Origin of the sequence: Rhizobium sp. Root482 (genome assembly GCF_001426565.1) — a bacterium.
Lineage (GTDB): Bacteria > Pseudomonadota > Alphaproteobacteria > Rhizobiales > Rhizobiaceae > Pararhizobium.
Genome location: NZ_LMFA01000004.1, coordinates 34,635 through 61,571 on the forward strand (window position 1 = coordinate 34,635; position 26,937 = coordinate 61,571).

Annotated in this window: 21 protein-coding genes; 7 read left to right on the forward strand and 14 right to left on the reverse strand. The window is 63.4% G+C overall.

Going from position 1 to position 26,937, the window contains the following annotated elements; all coding sequences use genetic code 11:
- Positions 1-239: 239 nt before the first annotated feature.
- From ASD31_RS04760 to trxA, 6 genes are all read left to right on the forward strand, one after another.
- Positions 240-2,720, forward strand: a complete 2,481-nt coding sequence (locus tag ASD31_RS04760; RefSeq protein WP_056330157.1) for a PAS domain-containing sensor histidine kinase — start codon at positions 240-242, stop codon at positions 2,718-2,720.
- Positions 2,720-4,249, forward strand: coding sequence for a tRNA (adenosine(37)-N6)-threonylcarbamoyltransferase complex ATPase subunit type 1 TsaE (gene tsaE, locus ASD31_RS04765; protein ID WP_056330347.1), 1,530 nt, complete (start codon positions 2,720-2,722; stop codon positions 4,247-4,249). Before ASD31_RS04760 ends, tsaE begins: the two co-directional genes overlap by 1 nt.
- A gap of 48 nt (positions 4,250-4,297) precedes the next feature.
- Positions 4,298-5,026 (forward strand): nucleotidyltransferase family protein, encoded by a 729-nt coding sequence (locus tag ASD31_RS04770; RefSeq protein ID WP_056330160.1) that lies wholly within the window; start codon positions 4,298-4,300, stop codon positions 5,024-5,026.
- Between the two features lies 1 nt (position 5,027).
- Positions 5,028-8,210, forward strand: coding sequence for a double-strand break repair protein AddB (gene addB, locus ASD31_RS04775; protein WP_056330164.1), 3,183 nt, complete (start codon positions 5,028-5,030; stop codon positions 8,208-8,210).
- Complete coding sequence (addA, locus tag ASD31_RS04780) at positions 8,207-11,773, forward strand: double-strand break repair helicase AddA (RefSeq protein ID WP_056330167.1); 3,567 nt, start codon at positions 8,207-8,209, stop codon at positions 11,771-11,773. The genes addB and addA overlap by 4 nt, the downstream gene beginning before the upstream one ends.
- Positions 11,774-11,858: 85 nt before the next feature.
- Entirely contained in the window at positions 11,859-12,182 is a 324-nt protein-coding gene (gene trxA, locus ASD31_RS04785) for a thioredoxin (RefSeq protein ID WP_056330170.1), read from the forward strand.
- Between the two features lie 59 nt (positions 12,183-12,241).
- Here the strand turns inward: trxA and ASD31_RS04790 are convergent, their stop codons facing one another.
- The 5 genes from ASD31_RS04790 to ASD31_RS04810 form a co-directional block, all read right to left on the reverse strand.
- Positions 12,242-13,585 (reverse strand): bifunctional folylpolyglutamate synthase/dihydrofolate synthase, encoded by a 1,344-nt coding sequence (locus ASD31_RS04790; RefSeq protein ID WP_156392514.1) that lies wholly within the window; start codon positions 13,583-13,585, stop codon positions 12,242-12,244.
- Positions 13,586-13,615: 30 nt separating this feature from the next.
- Positions 13,616-14,530, reverse strand: coding sequence for an acetyl-CoA carboxylase, carboxyltransferase subunit beta (gene accD, locus ASD31_RS04795; protein ID WP_056330172.1), 915 nt, complete (start codon positions 14,528-14,530; stop codon positions 13,616-13,618).
- Between the two features lie 126 nt (positions 14,531-14,656).
- The gene (gene trpA / locus ASD31_RS04800) at positions 14,657-15,496 is read right to left on the reverse strand and encodes a tryptophan synthase subunit alpha (protein ID WP_056330175.1); all 840 of its coding nucleotides are present in this window, start codon (positions 15,494-15,496) and stop codon (positions 14,657-14,659) included.
- Between the two features lie 4 nt (positions 15,497-15,500).
- Positions 15,501-16,721, reverse strand: coding sequence for a tryptophan synthase subunit beta (gene trpB / locus ASD31_RS04805; protein ID WP_056330178.1), 1,221 nt, complete (start codon positions 16,719-16,721; stop codon positions 15,501-15,503).
- Complete coding sequence (locus ASD31_RS04810) at positions 16,718-17,398, reverse strand: phosphoribosylanthranilate isomerase (RefSeq protein ID WP_056330352.1); 681 nt, start codon at positions 17,396-17,398, stop codon at positions 16,718-16,720. The genes trpB and ASD31_RS04810 overlap by 4 nt, the downstream gene beginning before the upstream one ends.
- A 131-nt stretch (positions 17,399-17,529) precedes the next feature.
- Here ASD31_RS04810 and ASD31_RS04815 point away from each other — a divergent pair, with 131 nt between their 5' ends.
- The gene (locus ASD31_RS04815) at positions 17,530-17,730 is read left to right on the forward strand and encodes a YqaE/Pmp3 family membrane protein (protein WP_056330181.1); all 201 of its coding nucleotides are present in this window, start codon (positions 17,530-17,532) and stop codon (positions 17,728-17,730) included.
- A 6-nt stretch (positions 17,731-17,736) separates the two neighbouring features.
- On the opposite strand, the gene ASD31_RS04820 is transcribed toward ASD31_RS04815, so the two are convergent.
- The 9 genes from ASD31_RS04820 to ASD31_RS04860 all read right to left on the reverse strand — a co-directional run bounded on the left by ASD31_RS04820 (position 17,737) and on the right by ASD31_RS04860 (position 26,929).
- Positions 17,737-18,495 (reverse strand): M48 family metallopeptidase, encoded by a 759-nt coding sequence (locus ASD31_RS04820; RefSeq protein WP_056330355.1) that lies wholly within the window; start codon positions 18,493-18,495, stop codon positions 17,737-17,739.
- Between the two features lie 119 nt (positions 18,496-18,614).
- The gene (locus ASD31_RS04825) at positions 18,615-19,049 is read right to left on the reverse strand and encodes a DUF2852 domain-containing protein (RefSeq protein ID WP_056330184.1); all 435 of its coding nucleotides are present in this window, start codon (positions 19,047-19,049) and stop codon (positions 18,615-18,617) included.
- A 145-nt stretch (positions 19,050-19,194) separates the two neighbouring features.
- Positions 19,195-20,469, reverse strand: a complete 1,275-nt coding sequence (gene phaZ / locus ASD31_RS04830; protein WP_056330188.1) for a polyhydroxyalkanoate depolymerase — start codon at positions 20,467-20,469, stop codon at positions 19,195-19,197.
- A 206-nt stretch (positions 20,470-20,675) separates the two neighbouring features.
- Positions 20,676-21,509 (reverse strand): amidohydrolase family protein, encoded by an 834-nt coding sequence (locus ASD31_RS04835; protein ID WP_056330190.1) that lies wholly within the window; start codon positions 21,507-21,509, stop codon positions 20,676-20,678.
- Positions 21,506-22,525 carry a zinc-binding alcohol dehydrogenase family protein gene (locus tag ASD31_RS04840; RefSeq protein ID WP_056330193.1) on the reverse strand — a complete coding sequence of 340 codons (1,020 nt, stop codon included), beginning with the start codon at positions 22,523-22,525 and terminating at the stop codon, positions 21,506-21,508. The genes ASD31_RS04835 and ASD31_RS04840 overlap by 4 nt, the downstream gene beginning before the upstream one ends.
- Before the next feature lie 72 nt (positions 22,526-22,597).
- On the reverse strand, positions 22,598-23,572 hold the full coding sequence (locus ASD31_RS04845; RefSeq protein ID WP_056330195.1) for an ABC transporter permease: 975 nt from the start codon (positions 23,570-23,572) through the stop codon (positions 22,598-22,600).
- Between the two features lie 42 nt (positions 23,573-23,614).
- Complete coding sequence (locus ASD31_RS04850; RefSeq protein WP_056330198.1) at positions 23,615-25,162, reverse strand: sugar ABC transporter ATP-binding protein; 1,548 nt, start codon at positions 25,160-25,162, stop codon at positions 23,615-23,617.
- A gap of 97 nt (positions 25,163-25,259) precedes the next feature.
- Complete coding sequence (locus tag ASD31_RS04855) at positions 25,260-26,249, reverse strand: ABC transporter substrate-binding protein (RefSeq protein WP_056330358.1); 990 nt, start codon at positions 26,247-26,249, stop codon at positions 25,260-25,262.
- A gap of 233 nt (positions 26,250-26,482) precedes the next feature.
- Positions 26,483-26,929 carry an RbsD/FucU family protein gene (locus ASD31_RS04860; protein ID WP_056330201.1) on the reverse strand — a complete coding sequence of 149 codons (447 nt, stop codon included), beginning with the start codon at positions 26,927-26,929 and terminating at the stop codon, positions 26,483-26,485.
- Positions 26,930-26,937 lie beyond the last annotated feature (8 nt).

Genomic DNA, 26,937 nt, shown 5'->3' on the forward strand with positions numbered 1-26,937 from the left:
TTTTGTTGATGCGGCAAACTGACGAAGACATGCCGGACTGCGATCGGAATTGAACGAGGCCCGCCAAGGCGGATTTCGATGTGGCGTTGCGTGGCGATTTGCACCCGGAAGACAGACACTTGAACTTTCTCCGCTGATAAGGTCGGGGCACGCTTCAAGATGTTGAATACACAGACGATCGTGCGTGATTCGGTTTTCCGGCGCGCCGAACCGATGTGGTGCAAACGGGGAAGCACGTCATGGAAACAGGTCCTTCGAAACGCGCGGCCGGCCGGATTGCCTCCTTGCTCTCTCGCTTCCTGGCGGGTTCGGCACTCTGCGCCTGTGCCGGTCCGGCTTTCGCAGCGGCCGAGACGCTGACCGCCGTCAATCTCTTCCGCTCCTCCGAAGTCGTCATCTTTTCCGTTCTGGTCGGCGCCATTTCGGCGGCAATGATTTCGGCCGTCTGGCTGATCCGCCAGCGCGGCACGATCGAGAGCGACAATCGCGAACTGAACGCGGCACTCGCCGACGCGAACCATCGGATCGCCAGGTTCCAGGCCCTGATTGCCGACAAGAACCGCTGCATCGTCGTCTGGGAAGGCCTTGCCAACAAGCCGGAATTCCTCGGCCAGCTACCCGTCGAGACCGGCGCGCCGGCCGATGATCGCGATTTCCTGGCCTTTGGCCGCTGGATCAAGTCCCAATCCGCCTCGCAGCTGGAAAAGGCGATCGAGCGTCTGCGTACCAATGCCCAGAGCTTCGATCTCGTCGTCGAGACCACGCGCAGCGAGATCATCGAGGCGCAGGGCCGCGTCTCGGGCGGGCGCGCCTTCGTGCGCTTCATCGCGCTCAACAATCTGCGCGCCGAACTGGCGGAGGTCAAAATCGAGCGGGACCGGCTGCATGGCACGCTTTCCAGTCTGCATGCGCTGCTCGACGCCATAGACCTGCCGGTCTGGCAACGCGCGGCGGACGGCACGCTGCTCTGGGTCAACCAGGCTTATGGCGAAGCCGTGGAGGCGCAAGACCCGGCCGCCGCGGTGAAGGAAGGCCGCGAATTGCTGGCCACGGTGGCGCGCGAAAAGATCCGCGCCATGAGCACCTATGATTCACCCTATCGCGACAAGGTCTCCACCGTGGTCGGCGGCAACCGGAGCTTCTTCGACGTCGTCGATGCCCGCAGCACCAGCGGCTCGGCCGGCATGGCCATCGACATCTCCGATATCGAAGCGGTTCGCGAGGAATTGAACCGGACGCTGAAAAGTCACGCCGAAACGCTCGATCATCTCGCCACGCCCGTTGCCATTTTCGATGGCGGCCAGCGGCTGCAATTCTACAATCAGGCCTTCCAGAGGCTGTGGGATGTCGATACCGCCTTCCTCGAGCGCAAGCCCGACAATGGCGAAATCCTCGACCGGCTGCGCGCCGCCGGCAAGCTGCCCGAACAGTTGAACTGGAAACAGTGGAAGGAAGGCGCGCTCTCCGTCTACCAGGCGATCGAGACGCAGTCAGACCTCTGGCATCTCCCCAACGGCCAGACATTGCGCGTTTTTGCCACCGCTCGCCCGCAGGGCGGCGCCACCTGGGTGTTCGAGAACCTCACCGAAAAGGTCGATCTCGAAACCCGCTACAATACGCTGGTCCAGGTCCAGGGCGAGACGATCGACCATCTTTCAGAAGGCGTCGCCGTGTTCGGCCCCGACGGCCGCATCAAGCTGTCCAACCCGGCCTTCCGCGCCCTTTGGGGTGTCAGCGAGAGCGAAGCCAAGCCCGGAACCCATATCCGCGCCATAGAACAGGCCTGCGCACCCTCCTACGACCAGCCGGATGGCTGGAAGCGTTTCTCGCATCTGATCACCAGTTTCGACGACGAGCGTCCGTCCTGCCAAGGAATCCTGGAACTGCGCACCGGCCTCATTCTCGATTTCGCCGTCATCCCGCTTCCCAATGCGCAGACCATGCTGACCTTCGTCAACATCACCGACAGCGCCAGGGTTGAGCGCGCGCTGACGGAAAAGAACGAAGCCTTGCAGATGGCCGACCATCTGAAGAACGACTTCGTTCAGCATGTTTCCTACGAACTGCGCTCGCCGTTGACCAATATCATCGGCTTTGCCGATCTCCTGAAGACGCCGACCTTCGGCACCCTGAACGAGCGGCAGGCGGAATATGTCGATCATATCTCCACCTCTTCCTCGCTGCTCCTGACCATCGTCAACGATATTCTCGATCTCGCGACCGTCGATGCCGGCATCGTCGAGCTTGATCTGTCGGAAATCAACCTGACGGATTTCCTCGACGAAGTGTCGCTGCAGATGGCCGACAGGCTGCAGGAAAGCGCCGTTACCCTGCGGATCGATGCACCCGACATGCTCGGCCTGTTCGTCGCCGATCACCAGCGGCTGAAGCAGATCATGATCAAGCTCCTGACCAATGCCGCCAATTTCGCGCCAGACGGCAGCACGATCAGCCTGACGTGCCGCCGCGAAGCCCATAGTTTCGTCTTCAGCGTTACCGACAGCGGCGCCGGCATTCCGCAGGATATCCTCGACACGGTGTTCAATCGCTTCGAGAGCCATGGACAGCACGGCGGCGCCGGTCTTGGCCTGTCGATCGTCGAAAGCTTCGTCAGCCTTCATCACGGCACGGTTTCCATCCGCAGCCGCGAGGGCGAGGGAACGGAGGTCACCTGCCGGATTCCATCGGGCGAACTGCCGAAATACGCAGCGGCGGAATGATGCGGACAATCGAACTCCGGCTTGAGGACGAGGCCGCCACCATCCAGCTCGGCGAGGATCTGGCACTGGCGCTGAAGACCGGCGATTGCCTTGCCCTGTCCGGAGATCTGGGCGCCGGCAAATCGACGCTCGCCCGCGCCCTGCTGCGTGCCATGGCGGACGACGCGGCACTCGAAGTCCCGAGCCCGACCTTCACCCTGGTGCAGAACTACGAGCTGCGCATTCCGGTGGCCCATTTCGACCTCTATCGGCTGGCGGATGCGTCGGAACTCGAGGAACTCGGTTTCGACGAGGCGCTCGATGCAGGCATCTGCCTGGTGGAATGGCCGGAAAAAGCGCTGGCGGCACTGCCCCAAAAACGTCTGACGGCGGATTTTTCCCATCTCGACACCGGCCGCCTTCTGGTTCTCTCAGGCGATGACGCTGCCATGGCGCGGGTCGAGCGCAGCCTTGCCATCCGCGCCTTTCTCCGCGCGCGGGGTCATGGCGAAGCCATTCGCCGGCACCTGAGCGGCGATGCCTCGTCTCGGGCCTATGAGCGCATCGAGATCGCCGGGCAGCGGACGAAAATCCTGATGGACGCGGCCCGCCAGACGCCAGGCCCCATTCTCCAGGACGGAAAATATTACCAGCAACTGGCCCATATCGCCGAAGACGTCATTCCGTTCGTCGCCGTCGCGAAGGATATTCGCGACAAGGGTTTTTGCGCGCCGGAGATCTACGAAAGCGATCTCGAGGCCGGCATCCTGCTGATCGAAAATCTCGGCCGCGAGGGCATCCTGTCACACGACGGGACCCCAATCCCCGAGCGCTATCTCGAAAGCGTGCGGGTTCTTGCGCATCTGCATGCCCAGCCGGTCAAGCGCGACATTACGCTTCCCGGCGCGATCAGCCATCATATTCCCGATTTCGACCGCACCGCGATGAGGATCGAAACCGGCCTTCTGATCGACTGGTATCTGCCGTGGAAACGCGGCGAGAGAGCCTCGGACAGCGAACGCAGGAGCTATTTCGAGGTCTGGGACCAGCTGATCGACCTTCTCGCCGTTTCGGAAAAGAAACTTCTGCTGCGCGATTATCATTCGCCCAACATCATCTGGCGCGGCGAAAAGACCGGCTTCGAGCGGGTCGGCATCATCGATTTTCAGGATGCGATGATCGGCCCGACCGCCTATGACGTGGCGGCGATCACGCAGGACGCCCGCGTGACGATCGAACCCGGTCTCTGCCGCGACATGCTCGACCTTTATTGCCGCGAACGCCGGACACTTGGGGTCTTCGACGAGGCGCTCTTCCGGCGCGACTGGCACCTGATGTCCGCCCAGCGCAATTGCAAGCTTGCCGGCATCTGGGTGCGGCTGATGCAGCGCGACGGCAAGCCCTTCTACATGAAGCATATGCCGCGGACATTCGCCTATCTGGAGGAAGCCCTTCGCCATGAGGCGCTCGCGCCGCTCAGTGACTGGTGCGCAAAGGCCGGAATCCTGGAAAGCGCCTCCGCCAAACTTGACGTGCCGGAGCCGCTGTAACAGGTTGAACCTCGAATCATCGGCCTGGATCGAGGGATAGCGCTGCCCATGCCCATTACGAATGCCATGGTGCTTGCCGCGGGGCTCGGCACCCGCCTGCGGCCCATCACCGATACCATGCCCAAGCCGCTGGTCCCGATCGCCGGCAGGCCGATGATCGATTATGTGCTCGACCTGCTCGAAGGCGCCGGCGTCGAAACGGCCGTCGTCAATGTCCATCATTTCGCCGACCGGATGGAGGCGCATCTTGCGTCTCGCAGCCGGCCCAAAATTCTGTTTTCCGACGAGCGGACGGGGTTGATGAATTCCGGCGGCGGCCTCGTCAAGGGGCTGAGGCTGCTGGAGGAAGGCCCGGTGCTGGTGATGAACGCCGATCTGTTCTGGGTCGGCGAAAAACGGGAATCACCCTCCAATCTGGAGCGGCTGGCTGCCTTCTTCGATCCGAAGATCATGGACATGGCGCTGCTTTGCGTGCGCAACGAGGACACGACCGGCCATAACGGCAAGCTGGACTTTTCGCTTGGTCCCGATGGCTGGCTTAGCCGCTACCGGGATGGAATGGACAATCCGGTCGTCTATGCCGGCGCCATTGCGCTCGACAGCCGCCTCTTTGCCGATGCGCCGCAGGATGCGTTCAATCTCAACCTCTATTTCGACCGGGCGATCGCGGCCGGTCGGCTCCATGGCATCCTGCTCGATGGGCAGTGGGTGACCGTCGGCACGCCCGAGGCGGTGGATGCGGCCGAGGCAGTGGTGCGCCGCGCCGGAGGACGGTGACATGGCCGGTGCCGCCTCCAACGTCTTCACCATTCCGCCCGGCCTTCCCTTCCTGAAGACGCTGGCCGAAAAGCTCTGTTCCGGCGCGCTGATCCCCGGCTTTCACTATGACCGGACCGATCCGCTGGCGCTTTCCGGCATCACCATCTTCGTGCCGACCCGCCGTTCGGCCCGCGTATTGCGTTCCGAGCTGGTGGACTGCCTGGGCGGTCGCTCGGCGATCCTGCCTGTGATCCGGGCGCTTGGCGAAACCGACGACGACAGCGGCTTCTTCGATGCGGAAATTCCCGCGATCCTCGATCTCGCGCCGCCGCTTCCCAATACCGCCCGGTTGATCGAGCTTGGCCGGCTCATCCTTGCCTGGCGCAACCAATTGCCCAAGGCCGTGCTCGATGTGCATGCTGAGAGCCCGCTGATCGCGCCGGCCAGCCCCGCCGACGCCATCTGGCTCGCCCGCAATCTCTCCGAGATCATCGATGCGATCGAAACGGAAGAGCTGGAATGGAGCGCGCTCGAAGACCTCGACGCCGCCGACCATGCGCTCTGGTGGCAGCTGACACTCGAATTCCTCAAGATCGCCAGCCTCTACTGGCCCGAGCGGCTGGAGGAACTGAAGCAGTCCTCGCCGGCCCGCCATCGCAACGCCATCCTGGAGGCAGAAGCGCGGCGCATCACCGAGGGCAAGGCGACGGGGCCGATCATTATCGCCGGTTCCACCGGCTCTATCCCCGCCACCGCCAAGCTGATCGTCGCAGTAAAAGGGCTCCAGCACGGCACCATCGTGCTGCCCGGCCTCGACCGGACGATGACCGAGGCGGAATGGCAGATGCTTGCGCCGCAGGCCGAAAGGCTTGCCGGCCGGCCCGATCCCGCTAGCCGCAGCCATCCGCAATATGGCCTGTTCCGTCTGCTGCAGCGGATGGGCCTTAGCCGAGGCGATGTGGTGGAACTGGGCGCCGCCGCGCCGGACCTCGCCCATCGGACGGAGCTGATCTCGCAGGCGCTTCTACCTGTGGAGGCGACCAGCGGCTGGACGGCGCATCGCGACCGTGCCGATCAGGCACAGCTTGAAACGGCCTTTGCCGATGCGGTGCTGATCGAAACGGCGAATGAGCGTGAGGAGGCGTCTGCAATCGCAATTGCGCTCAGGCTGGCGCTGGAGGGAAGCGACGAGTCCCAGGCCGCCCTGGTTACGCCCGACCGCGACCTTGCCCGACGGGTCGCCGCCGAACTGATGCGCTTCGGCATCGAGGCAGACGATTCGGCCGGCACGCCGCTTTCGGCGACCGATCCCGGCAGTCTGGTCCGGCTGGTGCTCGAGGCGGCGCTGCGGCCGGGCGATCCGGTGTCGATCACCGCCCTTCTCAAGCACCCCCTGACGCGGTTCGGCCTGAGCGCCGATGCGCTGGCCACGGCCGTCGGCACGCTGGAACTGATGGCGCTGAGGGGCGGTAGTGCCAGCGCCGATCTTGGCGAGCTGGAAAGCCTTCTCGACCAGGCGCTGCAGCGCGAGGTGGGCAGGAAGCATCTGCCGGAATGGCGCGGCCATGTGGATGAAGAGGCGCTGGCCATGGCGCGCGAACTTGCTCGGCGCATCGCAGAGGCGGCCGAACCACTGGTCGGAATGCTGGTGCGCCACCACAGGAGCGGCCGTGGATTGACGGCATCGCTGACGCTTTCGGAATGGGCGGAAAAGACCGGCACCGTGCTCGAGGCCGTTGCCGTGGACGAGCGCGGCAGCCTCGAGGGGCTCTGGTCCGGCGAGGCAGGCCAGGCGCTGGCGACGCTCCTGCGGTCCGTCATCGACACCGACGGCCAGCTGACGGCGGACGGGCCGCAATGGAGCGATATCGTCGAGGCGCTTCTGGCCGGCGAAGCGATCAAGCCGCCCTCCATGCGACATCCGCGCGTGTTCATCTTCGGTGCGCTCGAATCCCGCCTGCAAAGCGTCGATCTCGTTGTTCTCGGCGGCATGAACGAGGGAACATGGCCGGGCCAGACCTCGAACGACCCTTTTCTGTCGCGCACCATGAAGACCTCGCTGGGGCTGGAGCCGCCGGAGCGGCGGATCGGCCAGCTGGCCCATGATTTCCAGATGGCCTGCGGCACCCGCCGGCTCATCCTGACGCGGGCCATGCGCAAGGGCGCCACACCGACGGTCGCCTCGCGCTGGCTGCAGCGGCTGCTCGCCGTGGGCGGCGAGGATCTGGCGAAAAACCTGCGCGACAGGGGCAGGGATTACCAGCAATGGGCCGGCATGCTCGATGAAGGCGTCAACCAGCCGCTGGCCAAACGCCCCGAGCCGAAGCCGCATGCCGACCAGCAGCCGCGCAGCTATTCCTTCAGCGAAGTGAGCCGGCTGCGGCGCGACCCCTATGCCGTCTATGCCAGGCGGATCCTGCGGCTGCAGCCGATCGATCCCTTCAACCGCGATCCGGGCGCGGCCGAACGCGGCACGCTCTATCACAAGATCGTCGAGCGCTTCGTGCGGGAGGGGATCGATGCCGCCTCGCCGCAGGCCGAGGCGGAGATGAACCGGATCCTGGCCGGAGCCTTCGACGAACAGGCGCTGCCCACGCATATCGACATCGTCTGGCGGCCGCGCTTTGCCGCCGTCGGCAGGGCCTTCATCGCCTGGCAGGCAGGCCGCCAGGCGGATATCCGCAAATCCCATACGGAACTCTATGCCACGATGGAGATCGGCGTCGCCGATATCAAGCTGACGGGCGTGGCCGACCGGATCGATATTCTTGGCGATGGCAGCGCCGTGCTGATCGACTACAAGACCGGCTCCTCGCCGTCCGCCAATGAAGCTCGGGCGCTGCTCGACCCACAGCTTGCTCTGGAAGCGGCCGCCCTCAAGGCCGGTGCCTTCGAGGCCGCCGGCGCAAGAAGGGCGCAATCCCTCCTCTATGTCCGCCTGAAGCCCGGCGAACGCTTTGCCGTCCATGAGGTCAATAACGAGCATGCCAAGCCCCGCGCCAATGTAGAGAACAAGTCGGCGGATCAACTGGCCGAGGAATCGCTGAAGGAACTGATCGGACTGCTTTCGGCGCTGATGAGCGGGAAACATGGCTTCGCCTCACGGCTGATCGTACAGAAGGAGCGCGATTACGGCGGCGAATACGACCATCTGGCGCGCGTCGCCGAATGGGCGACGGCGGACGGGGAGGATGAGGCATGAGCGACGACGATTTCGGCCCCCGCGACCCCTCGCCGGAGGCCTGGCTCGACTGGACCTCGTCCAAGCAGGCGGAGGCGTCCGATCCCGCCCGCTCCGCCTGGGTCTCGGCCAATGCCGGCTCCGGCAAGACGCATGTGCTGACACAGCGCGTCATCCGGCTGCTTCTCTCCGGCTGCCGTCCTTCCGCGATCCTCTGTCTGACCTATACCAAGGCGGCGGCCTCGGAAATGTCGAACCGCGTCTTCGTGCGGCTGGCCGAATGGGTGGCGCTGGACGATGAGGCGCTGGACGACCGCATTGCCGCCATCGAAGGCAAAAGGCCCGATCTCCTGAAGCGCCAGGAAGCGCGCCGCCTGTTTGCTCGCGCCCTGGAAACGCCCGGCGGCCTGAAAATCCAGACCATCCATGCCTTCTGCGAGGCGCTGCTGCACCAGTTTCCGCTCGAGGCCAATGTCGCCGGCCATTTCTCGGTGCTCGACGACCGCGCCTCCGCGACGCTGCTTGCCGATGCGCGGCGCGCGCTGTTGACGGCGACGGCGAGCGAGGACGACCGCGAGCTGACCGAAGCCTTCGCGACCGTGCTCGACCTTGCCGACGACACCGGGCTTGAAAAACTCCTGTCGGCGATCGTCGCTAACCGGACGCCGCTTCAGGCCTTTCTCGACGATGCCGGCAGAAAGGGCGGCATCGACGCCGCGTTGCGCGCCGCGCTCGAACTGGCGCCCGACGAGACGGCGGAGAAAACGATCGCCGGCTCCTGGCCGCTGCCGGGCCTCAATGGCGCGGCGCTCGAACGCTATATCGGGACCGCACAGTCGGCCGGCGGCAAGAAGGTCACGGAATTCGCCGATGGCCTGCGCGCGGCCGGCAAAATCCTCGATCCCCTTCAGCGCTTCAACCTCTTGCGCGACCTGTTCTACACCGGCACCGGCAAGCCGAAGGCGGATTCGACCTTCATGTCCAAGGCGATGCGCGACAGGGCACCCGATCTCGAAGCCCTCGTCCTTGCCGCCCAGGACCATGTGGCGGCTTCTATCGACCGGCTCAATCTCATCGCCATGTTCGAGGCGACGAAGGCGGCGCTGGTCCTCGCCGACCGGCTGAACCGTGATTATGAGGACATCAAGAAAAGTCGCAGCCAGCTTGATTTCGACGACCTGATCAACCGCACGGCGGCCCTTCTCGGGCGCGGCGATGCCAGCCACTGGATTCATTACAAGCTGGACCAGGGCATCGACCATATCCTCGTCGACGAGGCACAGGATACCAGCCCGGTGCAATGGACGATCATCCAGTCGCTGGCCGAGGATTTCTTCTCCGGCGAAACGGCGCGCGGCGGCAACCGGACGATCTTCGCCGTCGGCGACGAGAAGCAGTCGATCTATTCCTTCCAGGGCGCCCGGCCGGAACGCTTTTCCAGCGAGAGCACCGAGACGGCGCGGCGGGTGGCCGCCGGCGGCAGGTCTTTCAGCCCGATCAGGCTGCAGCTCTCCTTCCGCTCCACCGAGGATGTGCTGTCGGCCGTCGATACGGTGTTTGAAAATCCGCTCCATGCCCGTGGCCTCAGTGCCCGGCACGAGGCGGTGGTGCACGCCTCAAACCGCGTCGGCCACCCGGGCATGGTGGAGGTCTGGGATGCGATCGCGCCCGCCGACAGTATCCAGGAAGACGACTGGACCGCCGCCTTCGACGCCACGCCGGAAGATGCGCCGGCCAATATACTGGCGCAGCGCATCGCTGCCGTGCTGGCCGACTGGATCGGCCGGGAAACCATCATCGAGAAGAATGTCCGGCGGGTGATGCAGCCGGGCGACGTCATCGTTCTCGTGCGCAAGCGCGACGCCTTCGTCAATGCGCTGACCCGCGCCTTGAAGACACGGCAGAACATTCCCGTTGCCGGCGCCGACCGGCTGGTGCTTACAGACCATATCGCCGTGCAGGATCTTCTGGCGCTCGGGCGCTTCGTGCTTCTGCCGCAGGACGACCTGTCGCTGGCGGCGGTGCTGAAAAGCCCGCTGTTTGATCTCGGCGAAGATGATATCAGGGATCTGGCGGCGGACCGGCCGGCAGCGATCAGCCTCTGGCAACGCCTTCAGGATTTCGGTGCCGACGAAGCCGAGCGCTATCATCCCGCCCTTTTGAAGCTGCGGCGCTACAAGAGCCTGTCCCGCACCCTGCCCGTTTATGATTTCTACGCCCGGATTCTCGGCCATGACGGCGGCCGCGCCGCCTTTCTCGGCCGGCTGGGCAGCGAGGTCAGCGATATTCTCGACGAATTTCTGACCTTTGCGCTCGATCACGAGAAGAACGGGCTTCCCGGCCTGCAGGCCTTCATTGCCGGGCTGGAAATGGAAGCGCCCACCGTCAAGCGCGAGCAGGACAAGGAGCGCAACGAGGTTCGCATCATGACGGTGCATGCCGCCAAGGGGCTGGAGGCGCCGGTGGTCTTCCTGGTCGATGGCGGCGGCAGGGCCTTCAATTCGCAGCATGTCTCGGGCCTGAGGATGATCCGGAAGGACGACCGCCCCGGCGCCGTGCCGCTCCCCGTCTGGCGCCCACCGGGGGCCTCCTCCAACATGCTGATCGATGCGGATACCGCGGAACTCAAGGATGCAGCCGAGGAGGAATACCGCCGGCTGCTTTATGTGGGCATGACGCGCGCCGCCGACCGGCTGATCGTCTGCGGCTATCAGGGCAAACGCGCCAATCCCGAAAGCTGGCATGCGATGGTGACGGCGAGCCTTTCCGTGGACGAGCGCGGCCGCAGCACGCCCATGACATTGTCCGCCGGCGACCAGCAATGGGCGGGTTATCGCTGGCAGGTTTCCGCCGCTGCCCGCGACCTTGGCCTGCGCGACGCCGACAGCACCGATGCCGGTGCGCGGCCGCAAGGCCTGCCACCGGCATTGTCGCAGCCGCTGCCGCCGCAAAGGCATCTGCCCCGACCTCTGAGCCCGTCAGGTGCCGGCATCATGATCGAGGACGAAGATGCGGGTGGAATCGTCGGCTCGGCACTGTTTACACAAAAACCCGCCGGCAATGTCTCGCTGCTGCGCGGGGCGATCCTGCACCGGTTCCTGCAGGTGCTGCCGGCGATCCCGCCTGCAGAGCGGGAGGCAGCGGCCGAACGCTATCTTGCCCGCTCCGTTCCGCGCTGGTCGGCGACGGAACGCCAGGCCTTGATCCGGTCCGTGCTGCGGGTGATCGACCATGAAGAGCTTGCGCCCCTGTTTTCCGAAACCAGCCGCGCGGAAGTGTCGGTCATGGGCACGCTCAAGCTCGGGCGGCGCGAATTCGCCGTGTCCGGCCGGATCGATCGGCTGGCGGTTGCCGGCAACCGGGTGATCATCGCCGATTTCAAGACCAACCGGGACATGCCGGAGGGGTCAGACGGGGTGCCCTTCGTTTATCGCGCGCAACTGGCCATCTACCGGGCGCTGCTTCAGCCGCTTTATCCCGATCACCTGTTTTCGTGCGTGCTGATCTATACCGAGGGGCCACGCGTCGTGACCCTGCCCTCGGACATGCTCGACAGCAGCCTTGTGGAGCTCTCGACAAAGTGAGATAGGAAGCATTGAAAAATCGGCACCCGTCTATCACATCAAGGCAAACGTTCGTTGAACGCGATTTCAAAACAAGGAGCAGCCTATGGCTACCGTTAAAGTCGATACATCCAATTTCCAGGATGAAGTCCTCAATTCCGCCGAGCCGGTGATCGTCGATTTCTGGGCGGAATGGTGCGGCCCGTGCAAGATGATCGCCCCGAGCCTGGAAGAAATTTCCAACGAGATGGCCGGCAAGGTGAAGGTCGCCAAGGTGAATATCGACGAGAACCCGGAAATCGCCGCCCAGTACGGCGTGCGCTCCATTCCGACGCTCGCCATGTTCAAGGCCGGCGAAGTGGCTGATATCAAGGTGGGCGCCGCGCCGAAGACGGCGTTGACCTCCTGGATCAACAACGCAGCCGCCTGATCTCCTTGAATTTACCAAAAAGCCCGGGAAACCGGGCTTTTTTCGTTTCAGAGTATGTTTCAGCGCGGCGGCGTGCCGTTGTCGGCAAGCACGTCGCCGACCAGATAGAGCGAGCCGCCGATCAGGATGCGCGGCGCCACCGGATCGCCGGCAAAAATGGCCGAGATAGCACCAAGCGCATCGGTGACCGTCGAGATGGCCGCCGCCTCGAACCCGGCCTCGCCCGCATCCTCGGCCAATGCGACCGGATCAATACCCGCATCCGATCCGCGGATCGGCACGGTGAAGACCTGTTCGGCCAGGCCCTTGAACGCCTTGAAATAGCCGATCGGGTCCTTGGTATTGATCATGCCGATGATCAGGACCAGCGGACGCGGATCTCGCTCCTCCAGATTGGCCATGGTTTCGGCGATGACCTGACCGGCGCCGGGATTATGGCCGCCATCGACCCAGATTTCCGCGCCCATGGGGCCGAGATTCGCCAACCTGCCTTCGCTCAGGCGCTGCAGACGGCCGGGCCATTCCACGGTGGAAAGGCCGGTTTCGATCGCGCCGTCCTGCAATTCGAAGCCGGCCGCCTTGACGGCGCGGATGGCGGCGGCGGCATTGGCATATTGATGGCGGCCGGGCAGCCTCGGCAGCGGCAGGTCGGCAAGGCCGAACTCGTCCTGATAGACCAGCCGGCCGAATTCCTCATAGGCCATGAAATCCTGGCCATAGACCGACATCGGGCATTTCAGCCGTTCGGCGATGGAGACGAGCACCTCGCGCGCCGCGTCCTCCTCCTGGTGACCGATGACGACCGGGCATTGCGGCTTCATGATGCCAGCCTTTTCGGCGGCGATCAGTTCCACCCTATCGCCAAGATAGGCCTGGTGATCGAGCGAGATCGGCATGATGACGGAAACGGCGGGAGCCTTGATGACATTGGTCGCATCGAAACGGCCGCCGAGCCCGACCTCGATGATCGCCACATCGGCCGGATGCTCGGCAAAGAGCACGAAGGTGACGGCGGTGAGGATTTCGAAAACGGTGATCTTGCGGCCGCCATTGGCTTCGCCGACGCGCCGGACGGCATCCGCCAGAACCTCGTCCTCGACCAGTTCCCCGCGCCCGCCCTTGCGGCCGATGCGGTAGCGTTCGTGCCAGTTGACCAGATGCGGCGAGGTATGGACATGGACGCTGAGGCCAGAGGCTTCCAGGATGGCCCGGGAAAAGGCGGTCACCGACCCCTTGCCGTTTGTGCCGGCGACATGGATCACCGGCGGCAGCCTGTCCTGCGGATTGCCAAGTTCATCGAGGAGCCGCGTGATCCTGTCGAGCGACAGGTCAAAACCCTTCGGATGCAGGGCAAGCAGCTTGTCGATTTCCCGCCCTGCAAGACTCATTTCCGCTGTCGTCATTCTCGTTTTCCTGAAGGGCTGCGGCGCCGATCAGGCGATGGCGGCGATCGGCATGGTGGAAACGGCGGAACCACCATTGAGCTTGGCGGCATCGACCGGCTTCTTCATCAGGATTTTCAGCGTCCGCGCCAGCGTATCCGGAATATCGTGACGCTTGATCACCATGTCGATCATGCCGTGCTCCATCAGATATTCCGACGTCTGAAAGCCCTCGGGCAGCTTTTCTCGGATGGTCTGCTCGATGACGCGCTTGCCGGCAAAGCAGATTTCAGCGCCCGGCTCGGCCAGGTGCAGGTCTCCAAGCATCGCATAGGAGGCGGTTACGCCACCGGTGGTCGGATTGGTGAGCACGACGATGTAGGGCAGGCCCGCTTCCTTGAGCATCTGCACGGCCACGGTGGTGCGCGGCAATTGCATGAGGGACAATATGCCTTCCTGCATGCGGGCACCGCCCGAAGCCGGGAACATCACCAAGGGGCATTTTTCCGCGATCGCCCGCTCGAAGGCCTTGATGATCGCCTCGCCGGCGGCAATGCCCAGCGAACCGCCCATGAAGCTGAATTCGTGGACGACACCGACCAGCTTGACGCCGCGGCAGTGGCCGACGCCGGCGACGATCGTGTCCTCCAGATCGGTCTTTACCCGGCTATCGCGCAGCCTATCGACATATTTCTTCGAATCGCGGAACTTCAGCGGGTCCTGCGCCACTTTCGGCTGCGGCAGGGCCTCGTAGACGCCATCGTCGAACAGATCTTTCAACCGCGCCTTGGCCGGCATCTTCATATGATAGCCGGAGGCGGGAATGACCCATTTGTTTTCCTCGAGATCGCGGTGAAACACCATCTCGCCGGTTTCCGGGCACTTGATCCAGAGATTGTCCGGAACTTCCCGGCGGCCGAGCATCGAGTTGATCTTCGGGCGAACGTAATTGGTGATCCAGTTCAAATCCAAACTCCTGAATATTCATGGGCGGCGTGGCTCGATCCGCTTCGGCTGCGAAGCAGGATCGGTCGCGTCGTCATCCGGAAATCGCGTTGCGGTTTCCAGCACCTTGCCCGTTAATCTGGGCATTTATTCGGCTGCGGCAAGCCTTGCGGAACGGACGCCTGCCGAAAGGCCGCGCACCAGCGTTTCCACGCCCGGCACGGTGGCTTCCGTCGATTTGCCGTCACCGGTCAGGCTGGATGCCACCTGGTTGACGATGGCCGTGCCGACCACCACCCCATCCGCGGAAGCGCCGATGGCCTGCGCGTGTTCGGCCGTCTTGACGCCGAAGCCGACGCAGACCGGCAGTTTCGTATGGCTCTTGATCCGCGCAACCGCGCCGCCGATAAGGCCGGGATCGGGCAGCGCCGAGCCGGTAATACCGTTCATCGAGACATAATAGACGAAACCGGAGGTATTTTCGAGAACCTTCGGCAAACGCTTGTCGTCGGTGGTCGGCGTCGCCAGGCGGATGAAGTTGATATCCTTGCGCAAGGCCGGAATGCAGAGTTCGTCATCCATTTCCGGCGGCAGATCGACGACGATCAGGCCATCGATACCGCAGGCCAGCGCGTCGTCGAGAAAGCGTTCGACGCCGTAGATATAGATCGGATTGTAATAGCCCATCAGGACGATCGGCGTCTTCGCGTCGTCTTCCCGAAAGAGACGGGCGATTTCCAGGGTCCTGGCCAGCGTCTGGCCGCCCTTCAGCGCCCGCTGGCCGGCCAGTTGGATCGCCGGGCCATCTGCCATCGGATCGGAAAAGGGCATGCCCAGTTCGATGATGTCCGATCCTGCCGTCGGCAGCGCCTTCATGATGGCGAGCGAGGTGTCGAAATCCGGGTCGCCAGCCATGAAGTAGGTGACGAGCGCCGGGCGCCCCTCGGCCGCCAGATCGGCAAATCGTTTGTCCATGCGTGCGGTCATGCGCTTAAAGCCCCATACCCAGTAACTTGCCGACGGTGAAGATGTCCTTGTCGCCGCGGCCGGAGAGGTTCATCAGGATGATCTGGTCCTTGCCCATCTTTGGCGCCCGCTTGATCACTTCGGCGATCGCGTGGCTCGGCTCCAGCGCCGGAATGATGCCCTCGAGGCGGGTCAGCAGCTGAAAGGCCTCCAGCGCCTCATGGTCCATGATCGGCACATATTCGGCGCGGCCGATATCGGAAAGCCAGGAATGTTCCGGCCCGATGCCCGGATAGTCGAGGCCGGCCGAAATCGAATGGCCTTCCTTGATCTGGCCGTCGCCGTTCTGGAGCAGATAGGTGCGGTTGCCGTGCAGCACGCCCGGCGAGCCGGCGGTGATCGAGGCGCAGTGCTCCTCGCCGTCCAGCCCCTTGCCACCGGCCTCGACGCCGACGATCTTGACCGAGGCATCGTCGAGGAACGGATGGAAAATGCCGATGGCGTTGGAGCCGCCGCCCACCGCCGCGATGACGACATCGGGCAGCCGGCCTTCGGCTTCGAGAATCTGCGCGCGCGCTTCCGTGCCGATCACCGCCTGGAAATCGCGGACCATTTCCGGATAGGGATGCGGGCCGGCGGCGGTGCCGATCAGGTAATAGGTATCGTCGACATTGGTGACCCAGTCGCGCAACGCCTCGTTCATGGCATCCTTCAGCGTGCCGGAACCGGCCGTCACCGGTTTCACCTCGGCGCCGAGCAATTTCATGCGGAACACGTTCGGCGCCTGCCGCTCGACATCGGTGGCGCCCATATAGACGACGCAGGGCAGGCCGAAGCGGGCAGCCACGGTCGCTGATGCGACGCCGTGCTGGCCGGCGCCGGTTTCGGCGATGATGCGGGTCTTGCCCATGCGCTTGGCCAGCAATATCTGGCCGATGCAATTGTTGATCTTGTGCGAGCCGGTATGGTTCAGCTCTTCGCGCTTGAAATAGATCTTAGCGCCGCCGAGTTCCGCCGTCAGGCGTTCGGCGAAATAGAGCGGGCTCGGGCGGCCGATATAATGGGCGCCGAGATGCTTGAGTTCGGCCTGGAACTGCGGATCGGTCTTGGCCCGGTCCCATTCGGCCTGCAGATCGAGGATCAGCGGCATCAGCGTTTCGGCGACGAAACGCCCGCCGAATATGCCGAAGCGGCCGTCTTCGTCGGGGCCTGATCTAAACGAATTCAGTTTTGGCGTCTCGTTCACCTGTTTTCCCCTGCCCTGTTTCCCGCCATGTCCGCCTCGGCGCGGACAACGGCCTGGAAAAATTCTTCCATGCGCTTCAAATCCTTGACGCCCGGCGCGCTTTCGACGCCCGAGGATATATCGACGGCCCTGGCACCCGTCAGGGCAAGGGCTTCGCCGATATTGTCCGCGTTCAACCCACCGGAAAGCATGTAATCGAGGCCCGGGTCAAGCGCGGCGAGCAGGCGCCAGTCGAAAGTGACGCCATTGCCGCCCGGCAGGTCCGAGCCCTTAGGCGGCTTTGCATCGAACAGGAACCGGTCGGCAATGCCGATATAGGGCTCGATCCGTCTCAGATCGTCCGCCTCGCGCACCGAGAACGCCTTGATCACCGGCAGCCCGTAGACCGCCTTGACCGTCAGCACCCGCTCGGGGGTTTCGCTGCCGTGAAGCTGCAGCATATCGGGCGACAGCGCCGAGACGATCTCGTCGAGTTCGTCGCTTCCGGCATCGACCGTGACGGCGACGATCCTGGCCCTGCCGCGAATGCGCTCGGCAAGACGGCCGGCATCGTCGGGCTCGATATTGCGCGGGCTCTTCGGAAAGAAGATGAAGCCGGTATGAGCAGCACCCAGCGCCACTGCACGATCCACTGCCTCGACGGTCTTCAGCCCACAAATTTTCACTTCCGTTTTCATGCAAGCGACGTGCCATGAAATGGTCCGCAAGTCGAGCGTAAACACGCCGAACGGCGGCGCGAACGGTGCTCCAACCATTGCATATGCCGGGTCATGCGCCCATATCGCGGGTGACGATCACGGAGAACATCATGCGCCTGCTGCTTGCCCTTATTCTGCCCTGGCTTCAATTCTTTACCATCGGCCGGCCCATTGCGGGCATCATCTGCCTTATCCTGCAGATCACGCTGATCGGATGGATTCCAGCTGCAATCTGGTCAGTCTATGCTCTGAGCCAGTACAAGACGGACGAGAAGATCCGCGAAGCGCTGGGCAACCAGTATCGTCGTTAAAATCGATCAATCGAAATCGATCGCATGCAGCATGGTGCCGTTGCGCTTCAGCCAGCGCTTGGCGTCTTCCATGGCCGGGCAAAGCTCCTCGCACAGATCCCAGAAATCCGGGCCGTGGTTCATCTCGCGCAGATGCGCGACCTCATGGGCGGCGAGATAGTCGATCACCTTTGGCGGGGCCATGACGATGCGCCAGGAAAAGCTCAAGGCGCCATCGGCGGCGCAGGAACCCCAACGGCTCCTCGTATCCTTGAGGCTGAGCGATTTCACCTTGCGGCCGACCATCCGCGCATGGATCTTGACGAGATGCTCAAGGTCGCCACGAGCTTCCTTCTTCAGAAAATCGGCGATCCGGCGGCGCAGATGTTCCGGCGCGCCGCTGACGCGCAGCACCGGCTCCTCATCGACAATGATCGCCTCGGTCAGGCCGCGCAGCTTGCCGGTGCGCTCGATCCGGTGGGCGACGCCGCGCAACAGGATCGTGCCGCCCTCTTCCAGGACGCTTTCGCCGGAAAATCGCGCCAGCTTGGTCATCAACCAGCCCTGGTGGCGATCGAGGAAGGCATTGATCTCGCGCTCGGGCAGGCCGGCGGGAATGGTCATCTTCAGGGCCCGGCCGCCCGGCTCTATGCGCAGCGTCATGCGGGTGGCGCGGGCATTCTGGCGAATGGTCAGCGGCATGGCCTTGCCGGCCACGTCGATCACCCGCTGCACCGGCGGCGGCGGAGACTTTTGCGGGCGCGACTTTCGAAGCAGAGAAAACATGAAGCCTTGATAACCGATTCGCTCAACGGGCGCATGATGGCCAAGGTGCGGAGCCATGATCAAAAAGAAAAACCGGCATCGGGGAGGATGCCGGTTCTGGTGGTCTTGCGAAGCCTGGTTCAGCGCGCCGGAAAGCCGGGAACCGAACCGGGGCCTGCGCCGCCGGAATTGCGATCGCGCATGAAGCGGTCGAAATCTTCCTGGTCCTTGGCGCGGCGCAATTCGCGGACATATTCGTCGAACTGCTCGCGCATTTCGTCGAGCTTGCGGCGCTCCTCGTCAAGGCGGGCCAGTTCGGCATCGCGCCAGTCGTCGAAGGCGACATTGCCGGTGCCGAAGCTCGCACGGCCATAACGCTGTCCCTTGCGCTTGAAGGACGAACAAAACCCGTCGACGGTGTCATTCGCATCCTTCTTGAAGGTCTTCAGCTTTTCGCCGAACAGGATATAGGCGAGCATCGCAAGCCCGAGCGGCCAGAAAACCACAAAACCGAGCACCATCATGGCAATGGTCGCTGGCGTCCAGTCCGGACGGATCAATGCAGATTGGTTCATGTTGAGAGTCCTCGCTAAAAGTGGGCCTCCTTCTTCGGGCCCGCTTATTACGAGATGGGAATAGGCCAGGTGCCGCGCAAGGCAGATCGCCGCGAAATCCGGCAAACGCCTGATAACGCCTCAGGAAATCGGTACTCTTTCCGGCTCAGCCGGACTTTCCGCCCTTGATCACCCGGCGCACCGGCCGGGCTTCCCGCGCGTGCCGGCGCTGGAAGGCGAGGATGCGCGGGGCGATTTCCCGGCGGAAGCGAGAGCCGTTGAAGACGCCGTAATGGCCGACATCGGGCTGCATGTAATGCTCGCGCATGCGATCGGGGATATGGGTGCAGATGGTCTGCGCCGCCTCGGTCTGGCCGAGGCCGGAGATATCGTCGTTTTCGCCCTCCACCGTGAGCAGCGCCACCTTGCGGATCGCGCTCGTGTCCACTTTCCGGCCTCGATGCATCATCTCGCCTTTCGGAAGCGCATGTCGCATGAAGACGACATCGACGGTCTGCAGGTAGAATTCGGCGGTCAGGTCCATGACGGCCATGTATTCGTCGTAGAAATCGCGGTGCTTTTCCGCGGCATCGCCGTCATTCCTAACCAGATGCTCGAAGAAATCCCGGGTGGCCGTCAGATGCCGGTCGAGATTCATCGACATGAATCCGGAAAGCTGCAGGAAGCCCGGATAGACCGGGCGCATGAAGCCGGGCTGTGGAAACGGCACGGGCATGACGACATTGTCGCGGAACCAGGAAAGCGGCTTTTCCTTGGCCAGTTGGTTGACCGCCGTCGGATTAATCCGCGTATCGATCGGCCCGCCCATCAGCGTCATCGTGGAGGGCGACAGCGGATCGTCATCGGCTTCCATCAGCGCCACGGCGGCAAGAACCGGCACGGCCGGCTGACAGACGGCGATGACATGCGTGTCGGGCCCCAGAACATGCAGCATCTGGATGACATAGTCGATATAATCGTCGAGATCGAACGTGCCGTCGGTGAGCGGCACCATGCGCGCATCGACCCAATCGGTGATGTAGATGTCCGATTGCGGCAAAAGCGTCTCGACGGTGCCGCGCAACAGGGTGGCATAGTGACCGGACATGGGCGCGACGATCAGCACCTTGGGGTCAGTGGGCCGGCTTTTCGGCAGGGCACGCTCGAAATGGACGAGGTTGCAGAAGGGCTGGCGCCAGACGATCTTTTGCCGCACGCCAACCGGATTTCCATCGGCGGTGGTTTCGGAAATACCGAATTCCGGCTTGCCGTAGCGCCGCGTCGTGCGCTCGAAAACCTCGAGGCTGGCGGCGGCGGCGCGGCCGAACGGGGTCTGGGACAGCGGATTGAGCGGATTGGCATAGGCGAGCCGCATCGCATCGGCCGCGGCCCGCCAGGGGGCCATCATCGCATGATTGAGCTCGAAAAGCTGATAGAACATCGCAGGCGGTCTCCTTGGCACTCTGACGACAACGCCGCTCAACCGGAGGCAAGCCTGCATTCCCGTGCTGTCCCGCAGCTCAGGTGGCTGAACAGTAGCATTTTTCTTGTGCAACGCAACAAATATGCTTTTGACGCGACGGGACAAGCCCTGCCGTCTCGGCGCATCGGCGATCCTGAAGACGGACACTTGTCCGAAACTGCCTTTCAGGCCTCGATGCCGTAGAAATGCGCGGCGGTCGTGGAAAAGACGGCGCGGCGCGCGGCGGCATCCAGGTCACTAACCAAAGCATTTGCCGCCTGCCACCATTCCGCATAGCCGGCATCGAGATTGACGACCGGCCAGTCGCTGCCGAACATGATGCGCTGTGGTCCGAAGACCTCAAGCAGATGGCGAACATAGGGGCGTAGCTGGTCGATGCTCCAACCCGGCCCGGCCTCGGTGACCAGCCCCGACAGCTTGACGCAGACATTTTCCCGGCGGGCGAGCGCCGCCATGTCGGCGCGCCACGGCTCGATCATCCCCCCGGCGATGAACGGCTTTGCCGCATGGTCGATGACGATCGGCAGGTCCGGCAGGCGGTCCGCCAGCGCGGAAATCACCGGCAGGTGCCGCGGCTGGATGAGCGCATCGAAACGCAGGCCAAGCTCCGGCAGCCTTTCCAGAAGGGCGATCGCCTCCGGCCGGAGGATGCAGAAGCTGTCCTCGATGCCCTGCAGCATGGGACGGATGCCGCGGAATTTCGGATGCTGCCGAAAGCGCTGGAGATCATGAAGCGCCTGCCCCGACCACAGATCGACCCAGCCGACGACGGCCGCCACGGTTTCCTCGCGTGCGGCCAGATCGAGCAGGAATTCCGTCTCGGCGAGATTGGGCGCCGCCTGCACGAGCACGGTTTTCGTAATGCCGGCCGCCGCCAGATGCGGTTTCAGGTCCTCCGGCGCGAAATCCCTGAAGATCGCCGCAAGCGCGGGTGGCGGCCAGTCATTGTGGCCGCGCCCGAGGCTCCAGTAATGCTGATGCGCATCGATGAAGGTCATGGCGATATCTGGATCACCGCCTTGATCAGACCGGCCTTGTCTCTCGCCCAGCGGGGCAGGTCGGTGGCGACCGCATCGAGGGTGGTGCGGTGGGTAATCAGCGCGCCGACGGGCACCAGGCCTGCCCGAATGGAGGCCGCCACATGCTCGAAATCCTCGCGTGTCGCATTGCGGCTGCCGACCAGCATCATTTCGCGCTTGTGGAATTCGGGATCGGAAAAACGGATTTCGTCTTTCACGACGCTGACGAAGACGAGACAGCCGCCATGGGCGACGAAGGAGAATGATTTTTCCATCGAGCCGGCATGGCCGGTGGCGTCGAAAACGACATCGAACCCCTCGCCGCCGGTCATCGCATGTGCGGCCTCCAGCGCAGTGTCGCCGGCGACGATACCAGTGGCAAAACCGAACCGCTTCGATGCCATATCCAGCCGCTCGCCGCTGGTGTCCAGCAATGTCACATCATGGCCGGCAATGCGCGAAAACAGGGCCGTTCCAAGCCCGATCGGCCCGGCGCCGATGACCAGCGCCCGCGCGCCGGCAGGCGCGAGCGAACGATGAACCGCATGGGCGCCGATCGCCAGGAACTCGACGGCCGCCGCATCCTCGGCCGGGAGATCGCCCGCCGGATAGAGATTTTCGCCAGGAACGAGGATTTCCTCGCAGAAGGCACCGTCCATGTGAACGCCGAGAACCCGGATGGCCGTGCAGCAATTGGGCTTGCCCTTTCGGCAGGCCCCACATGTGCCGCAGGAGAGATAGGGATTGACGATGACGGGCGTTCCCGGCACCAGCGAAACACCCTCACCCGCCTCGATGACCCTGGCGGAGATTTCGTGTCCCATGACCCGCGGATATTCGAGAAACGGGTGCTTGCCCTCGAAGATATGATAGTCGGTGCCGCAGATGCCGACATGGCTGACGGCGAGCCGGGCCCAGCCGGGCGCCGGCGCCGGCGGGGCAGGTCTGTCGATGATCTCCAGGCGCCCGGGCTCCAGGCAGATGGCGGCTTTCATGGCTGGCAGTTCCTTACAGTCAATTGGGCACCGGGCGGGACGGGGGCCGCCGCGCTGATCGGCTCACGCCGATCAGCGCGATCCGCGGCGGCGCAGCTGGTCGAAATAGACGATGACGATGATCAGCGCGCCGGTGATGATGCGCTGCCAGAACGAATTGACATTCAGCAGATTGGCGCCGTTGTTGATGGTCGCCAGGATGAAGGCGCCAAGCAGCGGGCCGTGCACGGAGCCGACGGCGCCGAACAGGCTGGTGCCGCCGATGACCGACGAGGCGATCGCCTGCAATTCCCAGCCCTCTGCCTGGGTGGCGTTGCCGATGCCGATGCGCGAGGCAAGCAAGATCCCGACAAAGGCGGCGCAGGTGGAAGACAGGATATAGGCCAGATAGATGGTCCGGTTGACATTGACGCCGGAGAGCCGCGCCGCCTCGCTGTTGGAGCCGACTGCAAAGAGATAGCGGCCCCAGCGGCTTAGATGCAGGAAGATATAGGCCGGGATAGCGACGACGAGAACCATCCAGAACAGGCTGGGAATGCCGAGGAAATCGGCGCGCGAGAAATCGGTGAAAGCATCGTTGCTGATCGAGATGGTGGAGCCGTTGGTGATCAAGAGGCCGATGCCGCGCAGCGAGGTCAGCGTCGCCAGCGTGATGATGAAGGCCGGCAGGCCCATGCGCACGATGCCGAACGCATGGAACGCACCGATCAGGACGCCGACCAGCAGCGTAAGGAACATGGCCGGCCACAGCGGCACGCCATGCGTCAGCAGCCAGGCGATCGTGACGCTGGTGAAGCCGACCACGGCCCCGACGGAAAGATCGATGCCGGCGGTGATGATAACGAAGGTCTGGCCGACCGCGAGGATCGCGGTCATGGCGCCTTGGCGCAACAGGTTGCTGATATTGTTGGCTGTCCAGAAGCTGTTGGTGGACAAGCCGAGAAGCACCCAGAGGAACAGGAGAAGCCCGAGCAGTGTGAGCCCGAACAGGATGCTCATGCCCCTTTTGGGCGCCGGTGCGGTTTCCGTCGCGGTCTCAATGCTCATGCCGTTCCTCCCTGCATTTTCTTGTCTGGTCTTTTGACGACGTCACGCGCCGATGGCCTGGGTCAGCACGTCCTCATGCGAGGCACCGCGATGGTCATGACTGGCCACGAGCCGGCCTTCGCGAAACACATGCAGCTGGTCGGACAGCTCGTAGACCTCCGGCAGGTAGGACGAGATCAGGATGATCCCCGCCCCCTGCTCCAGCAGCCGCGCGAACAACCGGTAGATTTCCGCCTTGGTGCCGACATCGACGCCGACCGTGGGTTCGTCGAAGATGAAAAGCCTGGCGCCGTGGCTCAGCCATTTGCCGATGACGATCTTCTGCTGGTTGCCGCCGGACATGGCCGATGCCAGCACCCGGCGCGTCGGCGTCTTGATCTTCAGGTCGTTGATCTGCCGGTCGGCATTTTCGATCTCTCGGCGGCGATTGACGATCAGGCCATTGCTCAGCCGGTCGAACACCGGCAGGTTGATATTCGTGCCGATCGGCAGGTTGAGGCAGAGACCCTGGTCGCGGCGGCTTTCCGGCGCCAGCGCGATGCCGAGATCCATCGCCACCCGCTCATTGCGGATCGCGACCTTCTCTCCCTGCCAGTAAATCTCTCCTGATGTGACCGGCTGGCGGCCATAGAGCCCGAGGGCGAATTCGCTGCGCCCGGCACCGATCAGTCCATAGAGGCCGACAATCTCGCCGGCCCGAACGGAGAGCGAGACATCCTTGAAGCCGGGGCCGGTGAGGCCACGCGTCTCGATGATCGTCTCGCCGATCGGCAGGGTTTCCTTGTGGTAGATCTGCTCGATGGTGCGGTTGATCATCATGGCGATCAGTTCGGCATCATTGGTCTCGCCGATCAGCCGCGTGCCGACATGGGTTCCGTCGCGCAGGACCGACACGCGGTCGGCCAGCTCGAACACCTCCTCCATGCGGTGGCTGATATAGACGATGGTGACGCCTTCGGCCTGCAGCCGGCGAATGAGCCGGAACAGCTGGGCGGATTCCTGGCGGGTCAGATAGGCGGTCGGCTCGTCGAAGATCAGGAACTGGGTGCCGCGCATGGCGGCGCGCGCCGTTGCCACAAGCTGCTGCTGGCCGATCGTCAGGTTCGACAACAGGGCGGCGGCGGGAAGGTTGAAGCCGAGGTCGTCAAGCACCGCCTGCGCCGCATCGGTCATGGCGCGCTTGCGCATCAGGCCGTTCCTGTTCATCTCGTCGCCGAGGAACATATTGGCCGCGACGCTCAGATGGGCGCAGAGAACGACTTCCTGGTGCACGGCATTGATGCCGCGCGAAATGGCCTCCGTCGGCGTGGCAAGCTGCACCGGCTGGCCGCACCAGAAGACCTCGCCGGCGGTTCGCCGGATGACGCCGGTCAAAAGCTTGATCAGCGTCGATTTTCCCGCGCCGTTCTCGCCGACGATGGCGTGAATTTCGCCCGAAAGAAAGGTGACATCCGCCGGTTTCAGCGCCTCTACCGCACCGTATTTCTTCTGCAGGCCGCGCAGCTCCAGGATTGGCTGGCCCTTGGCAACGGGATGCCCCGGCACTGCGCCATGCTCATGCCGATGGCTAACGTCGTATAGTCCTGTCATGCGGTCTCCTCCCCATTCGCGTCCGCCCCGCTCCGGCGGAAACCGCAGGCGGCAAGCGGCAGGGTTATCCGTTGGGACGCCCCTGCCGCTTGTCAGGTCAGTCGATCTTCGGGTTCAGAAGAGCGTCGATCTTCGGCTCGGCCATATTGGCCTTGGTCACCAGATTTGCACCGGTATCGACATTGGCCTCGACCTTTTCCTTCTTCGAGGCGGCAAGCGCGGTCTTGATGCCGTCATAGCCCATACGGTAGGGGTCCTGGACCACGAGGCCGGCCAGCACGCCTTCCTTGAGGAAGCCGACCGTCTTTTCGTCGCTGTCGAAGCCGATCACCTTGATCTTGTCGCCGAGCTTGTTTTCGGCGATCGCCTGGCCGACGCCCTGCGCCATGATCAGGTTGGAGGCGAAGACACCGACGAGGTTCGGATTGGCGGTGATCAGGTCGGTCATCATGTTGAGGCCGGTGGTTGCCTGGCCATCGGCATATTTATCGGCAACGACCTTGAGGCCCGGATATTTCGCGGCGATCTGCTCCATGAAGCCCTCATGGCGCTGATCCAGCGAACCGACGCCCGGCAGGCTGGTGATGACGGCGATTTCGCCCTCTTCCTTGCCTGTGGCCTCCTTGATCGCGGCGGCGAGGCCATCGGCGGCGATGCGGCCGCCCTGTACATTGTCGGTGGTCAGGAACGAGACGAAGGCCTTGGAATCGGCACCCGAATCGATGCCGATGATCGGCACCGACTTGGCGGCTTCGTCGATCGGCTTGCCGAGCGCCTTGAACTCCGTCGGCGAGATGACGACGGCGGCCGGCGCGCCGGCGACGGCGTTCTCGAGAATGCTGATCTGGCCGTTGATGTCGGATTCCGACTGCGCGCCGAGTTCCGGCACGTTGACGCCGAGATCCTTGCCGGCCGCGCGAGCGCCGGCGAGTACGATCTGCCAGTAGAAGGACGTGGTATCCTTGACGATGATCGGGATGGTGACGTCCTGCGCAAAAGATGCCGCCGGCATCATGGTTGCGAAAACGGCGGCACCGGCCAGGCTGGTAAAGGCGCGGCGGGACAGGATATGCTTCATAAGGGTCATGATGTTGTTCTCCTCCAACAGCGCCTTTTCGATTTTCAGGTCGAGCTGCAAGACGCAGATAAGCTCGATCTTTTATCCATAAAAAACATTTGGCTTTGGCAAGCTATCTCAGCACTTTCGAAATTGCAAGCTGTACGCCGCTGCCTTGCATGGGGTCGTCCTCCCGACGACAAATGCCTGTTTTCTATGGGATAATTACAAATTTTCTCCGAATCGATTATGATCAGCCGGTCTCAGACGCGATACAATTCCTGTTCCTGCACGACGCCTTTCTTCAGGATGATATTTCCGTAAAGGCGAAATTCCGTGGTTGCGACGATATAGGCGGCCTTGCGCGAGCGCTCGTAGAAGGCGAAGCGCTCGATCGGCACGACCTCGAAATCGCCGGCGAGCTTTGTGACCAGGGCCTGGAATTCCACGCAGATCTCCGGCACCGCCAGGGGATCGCCGACTACCTCCATCCGCCAGGCGGATTCCGCCGCAAACGTATCGAGCGGCATATGCGCCAGCACCGCCTCGGTAATGCCGAGCGCATCGACGCCGTCGGCCCGCACCACTTTCGGCCCCATCGAGGCGGCCGGAAAATTGGCGTCTGCGATGACGATCTCGTCCCCATGGCCCATCGTGCGGATCGCATGCAGCAGATCCGGCCCGAGCAATGGATGTATTCCCTTCAGCATCGCGGTCT

Bases quoted from the DNA above. Each gene is read 5' to 3' on its own strand.
- ASD31_RS04770 (WP_056330160.1), top strand. From the start codon at position 4,298: ATGCCCATTACGAATGCCATGGTGCTTGCCGCGGGGCTCGGCACCCGC.
- ASD31_RS04855 (WP_056330358.1), bottom strand. From the start codon at position 26,249: ATGACCCTTATGAAGCATATCCTGTCCCGCCGCGCCTTTACCAGCCTG.
- ASD31_RS04835 (WP_056330190.1), bottom strand. From the start codon at position 21,509: ATGACCTTCATCGATGCGCATCAGCATTACTGGAGCCTCGGGCGCGGC.
- ASD31_RS04840 (WP_056330193.1), bottom strand. From the start codon at position 22,525: ATGAAAGCCGCCATCTGCCTGGAGCCCGGGCGCCTGGAGATCATCGAC.
- phaZ (WP_056330188.1), bottom strand. From the start codon at position 20,469: ATGTTCTATCAGCTTTTCGAGCTCAATCATGCGATGATGGCCCCCTGG.
- ASD31_RS04850 (WP_056330198.1), bottom strand. From the start codon at position 25,162: ATGACAGGACTATACGACGTTAGCCATCGGCATGAGCATGGCGCAGTG.
- addA (WP_056330167.1), top strand. From the start codon at position 8,207: ATGAGCGACGACGATTTCGGCCCCCGCGACCCCTCGCCGGAGGCCTGG.
- ASD31_RS04820 (WP_056330355.1), bottom strand. From the start codon at position 18,495: ATGTTTTCTCTGCTTCGAAAGTCGCGCCCGCAAAAGTCTCCGCCGCCG.
- addB (WP_056330164.1), top strand. From the start codon at position 5,028: ATGGCCGGTGCCGCCTCCAACGTCTTCACCATTCCGCCCGGCCTTCCC.
- ASD31_RS04790 (WP_156392514.1), bottom strand. From the start codon at position 13,585: ATGACGACAGCGGAAATGAGTCTTGCAGGGCGGGAAATCGACAAGCTG.
- ASD31_RS04810 (WP_056330352.1), bottom strand. From the start codon at position 17,398: ATGAAAACGGAAGTGAAAATTTGTGGGCTGAAGACCGTCGAGGCAGTG.
- tsaE (WP_056330347.1), top strand. From the start codon at position 2,720: ATGCGGACAATCGAACTCCGGCTTGAGGACGAGGCCGCCACCATCCAG.
- ASD31_RS04760 (WP_056330157.1), top strand. From the start codon at position 240: ATGGAAACAGGTCCTTCGAAACGCGCGGCCGGCCGGATTGCCTCCTTG.
- ASD31_RS04845 (WP_056330195.1), bottom strand. From the start codon at position 23,572: ATGAGCATTGAGACCGCGACGGAAACCGCACCGGCGCCCAAAAGGGGC.
- ASD31_RS04825 (WP_056330184.1), bottom strand. From the start codon at position 19,049: ATGAACCAATCTGCATTGATCCGTCCGGACTGGACGCCAGCGACCATT.
- ASD31_RS04860 (WP_056330201.1), bottom strand. From the start codon at position 26,929: ATGCTGAAGGGAATACATCCATTGCTCGGGCCGGATCTGCTGCATGCG.
- trpA (WP_056330175.1), bottom strand. From the start codon at position 15,496: ATGACCGCACGCATGGACAAACGATTTGCCGATCTGGCGGCCGAGGGG.
- ASD31_RS04815 (WP_056330181.1), top strand. From the start codon at position 17,530: ATGCGCCTGCTGCTTGCCCTTATTCTGCCCTGGCTTCAATTCTTTACC.
- trxA (WP_056330170.1), top strand. From the start codon at position 11,859: ATGGCTACCGTTAAAGTCGATACATCCAATTTCCAGGATGAAGTCCTC.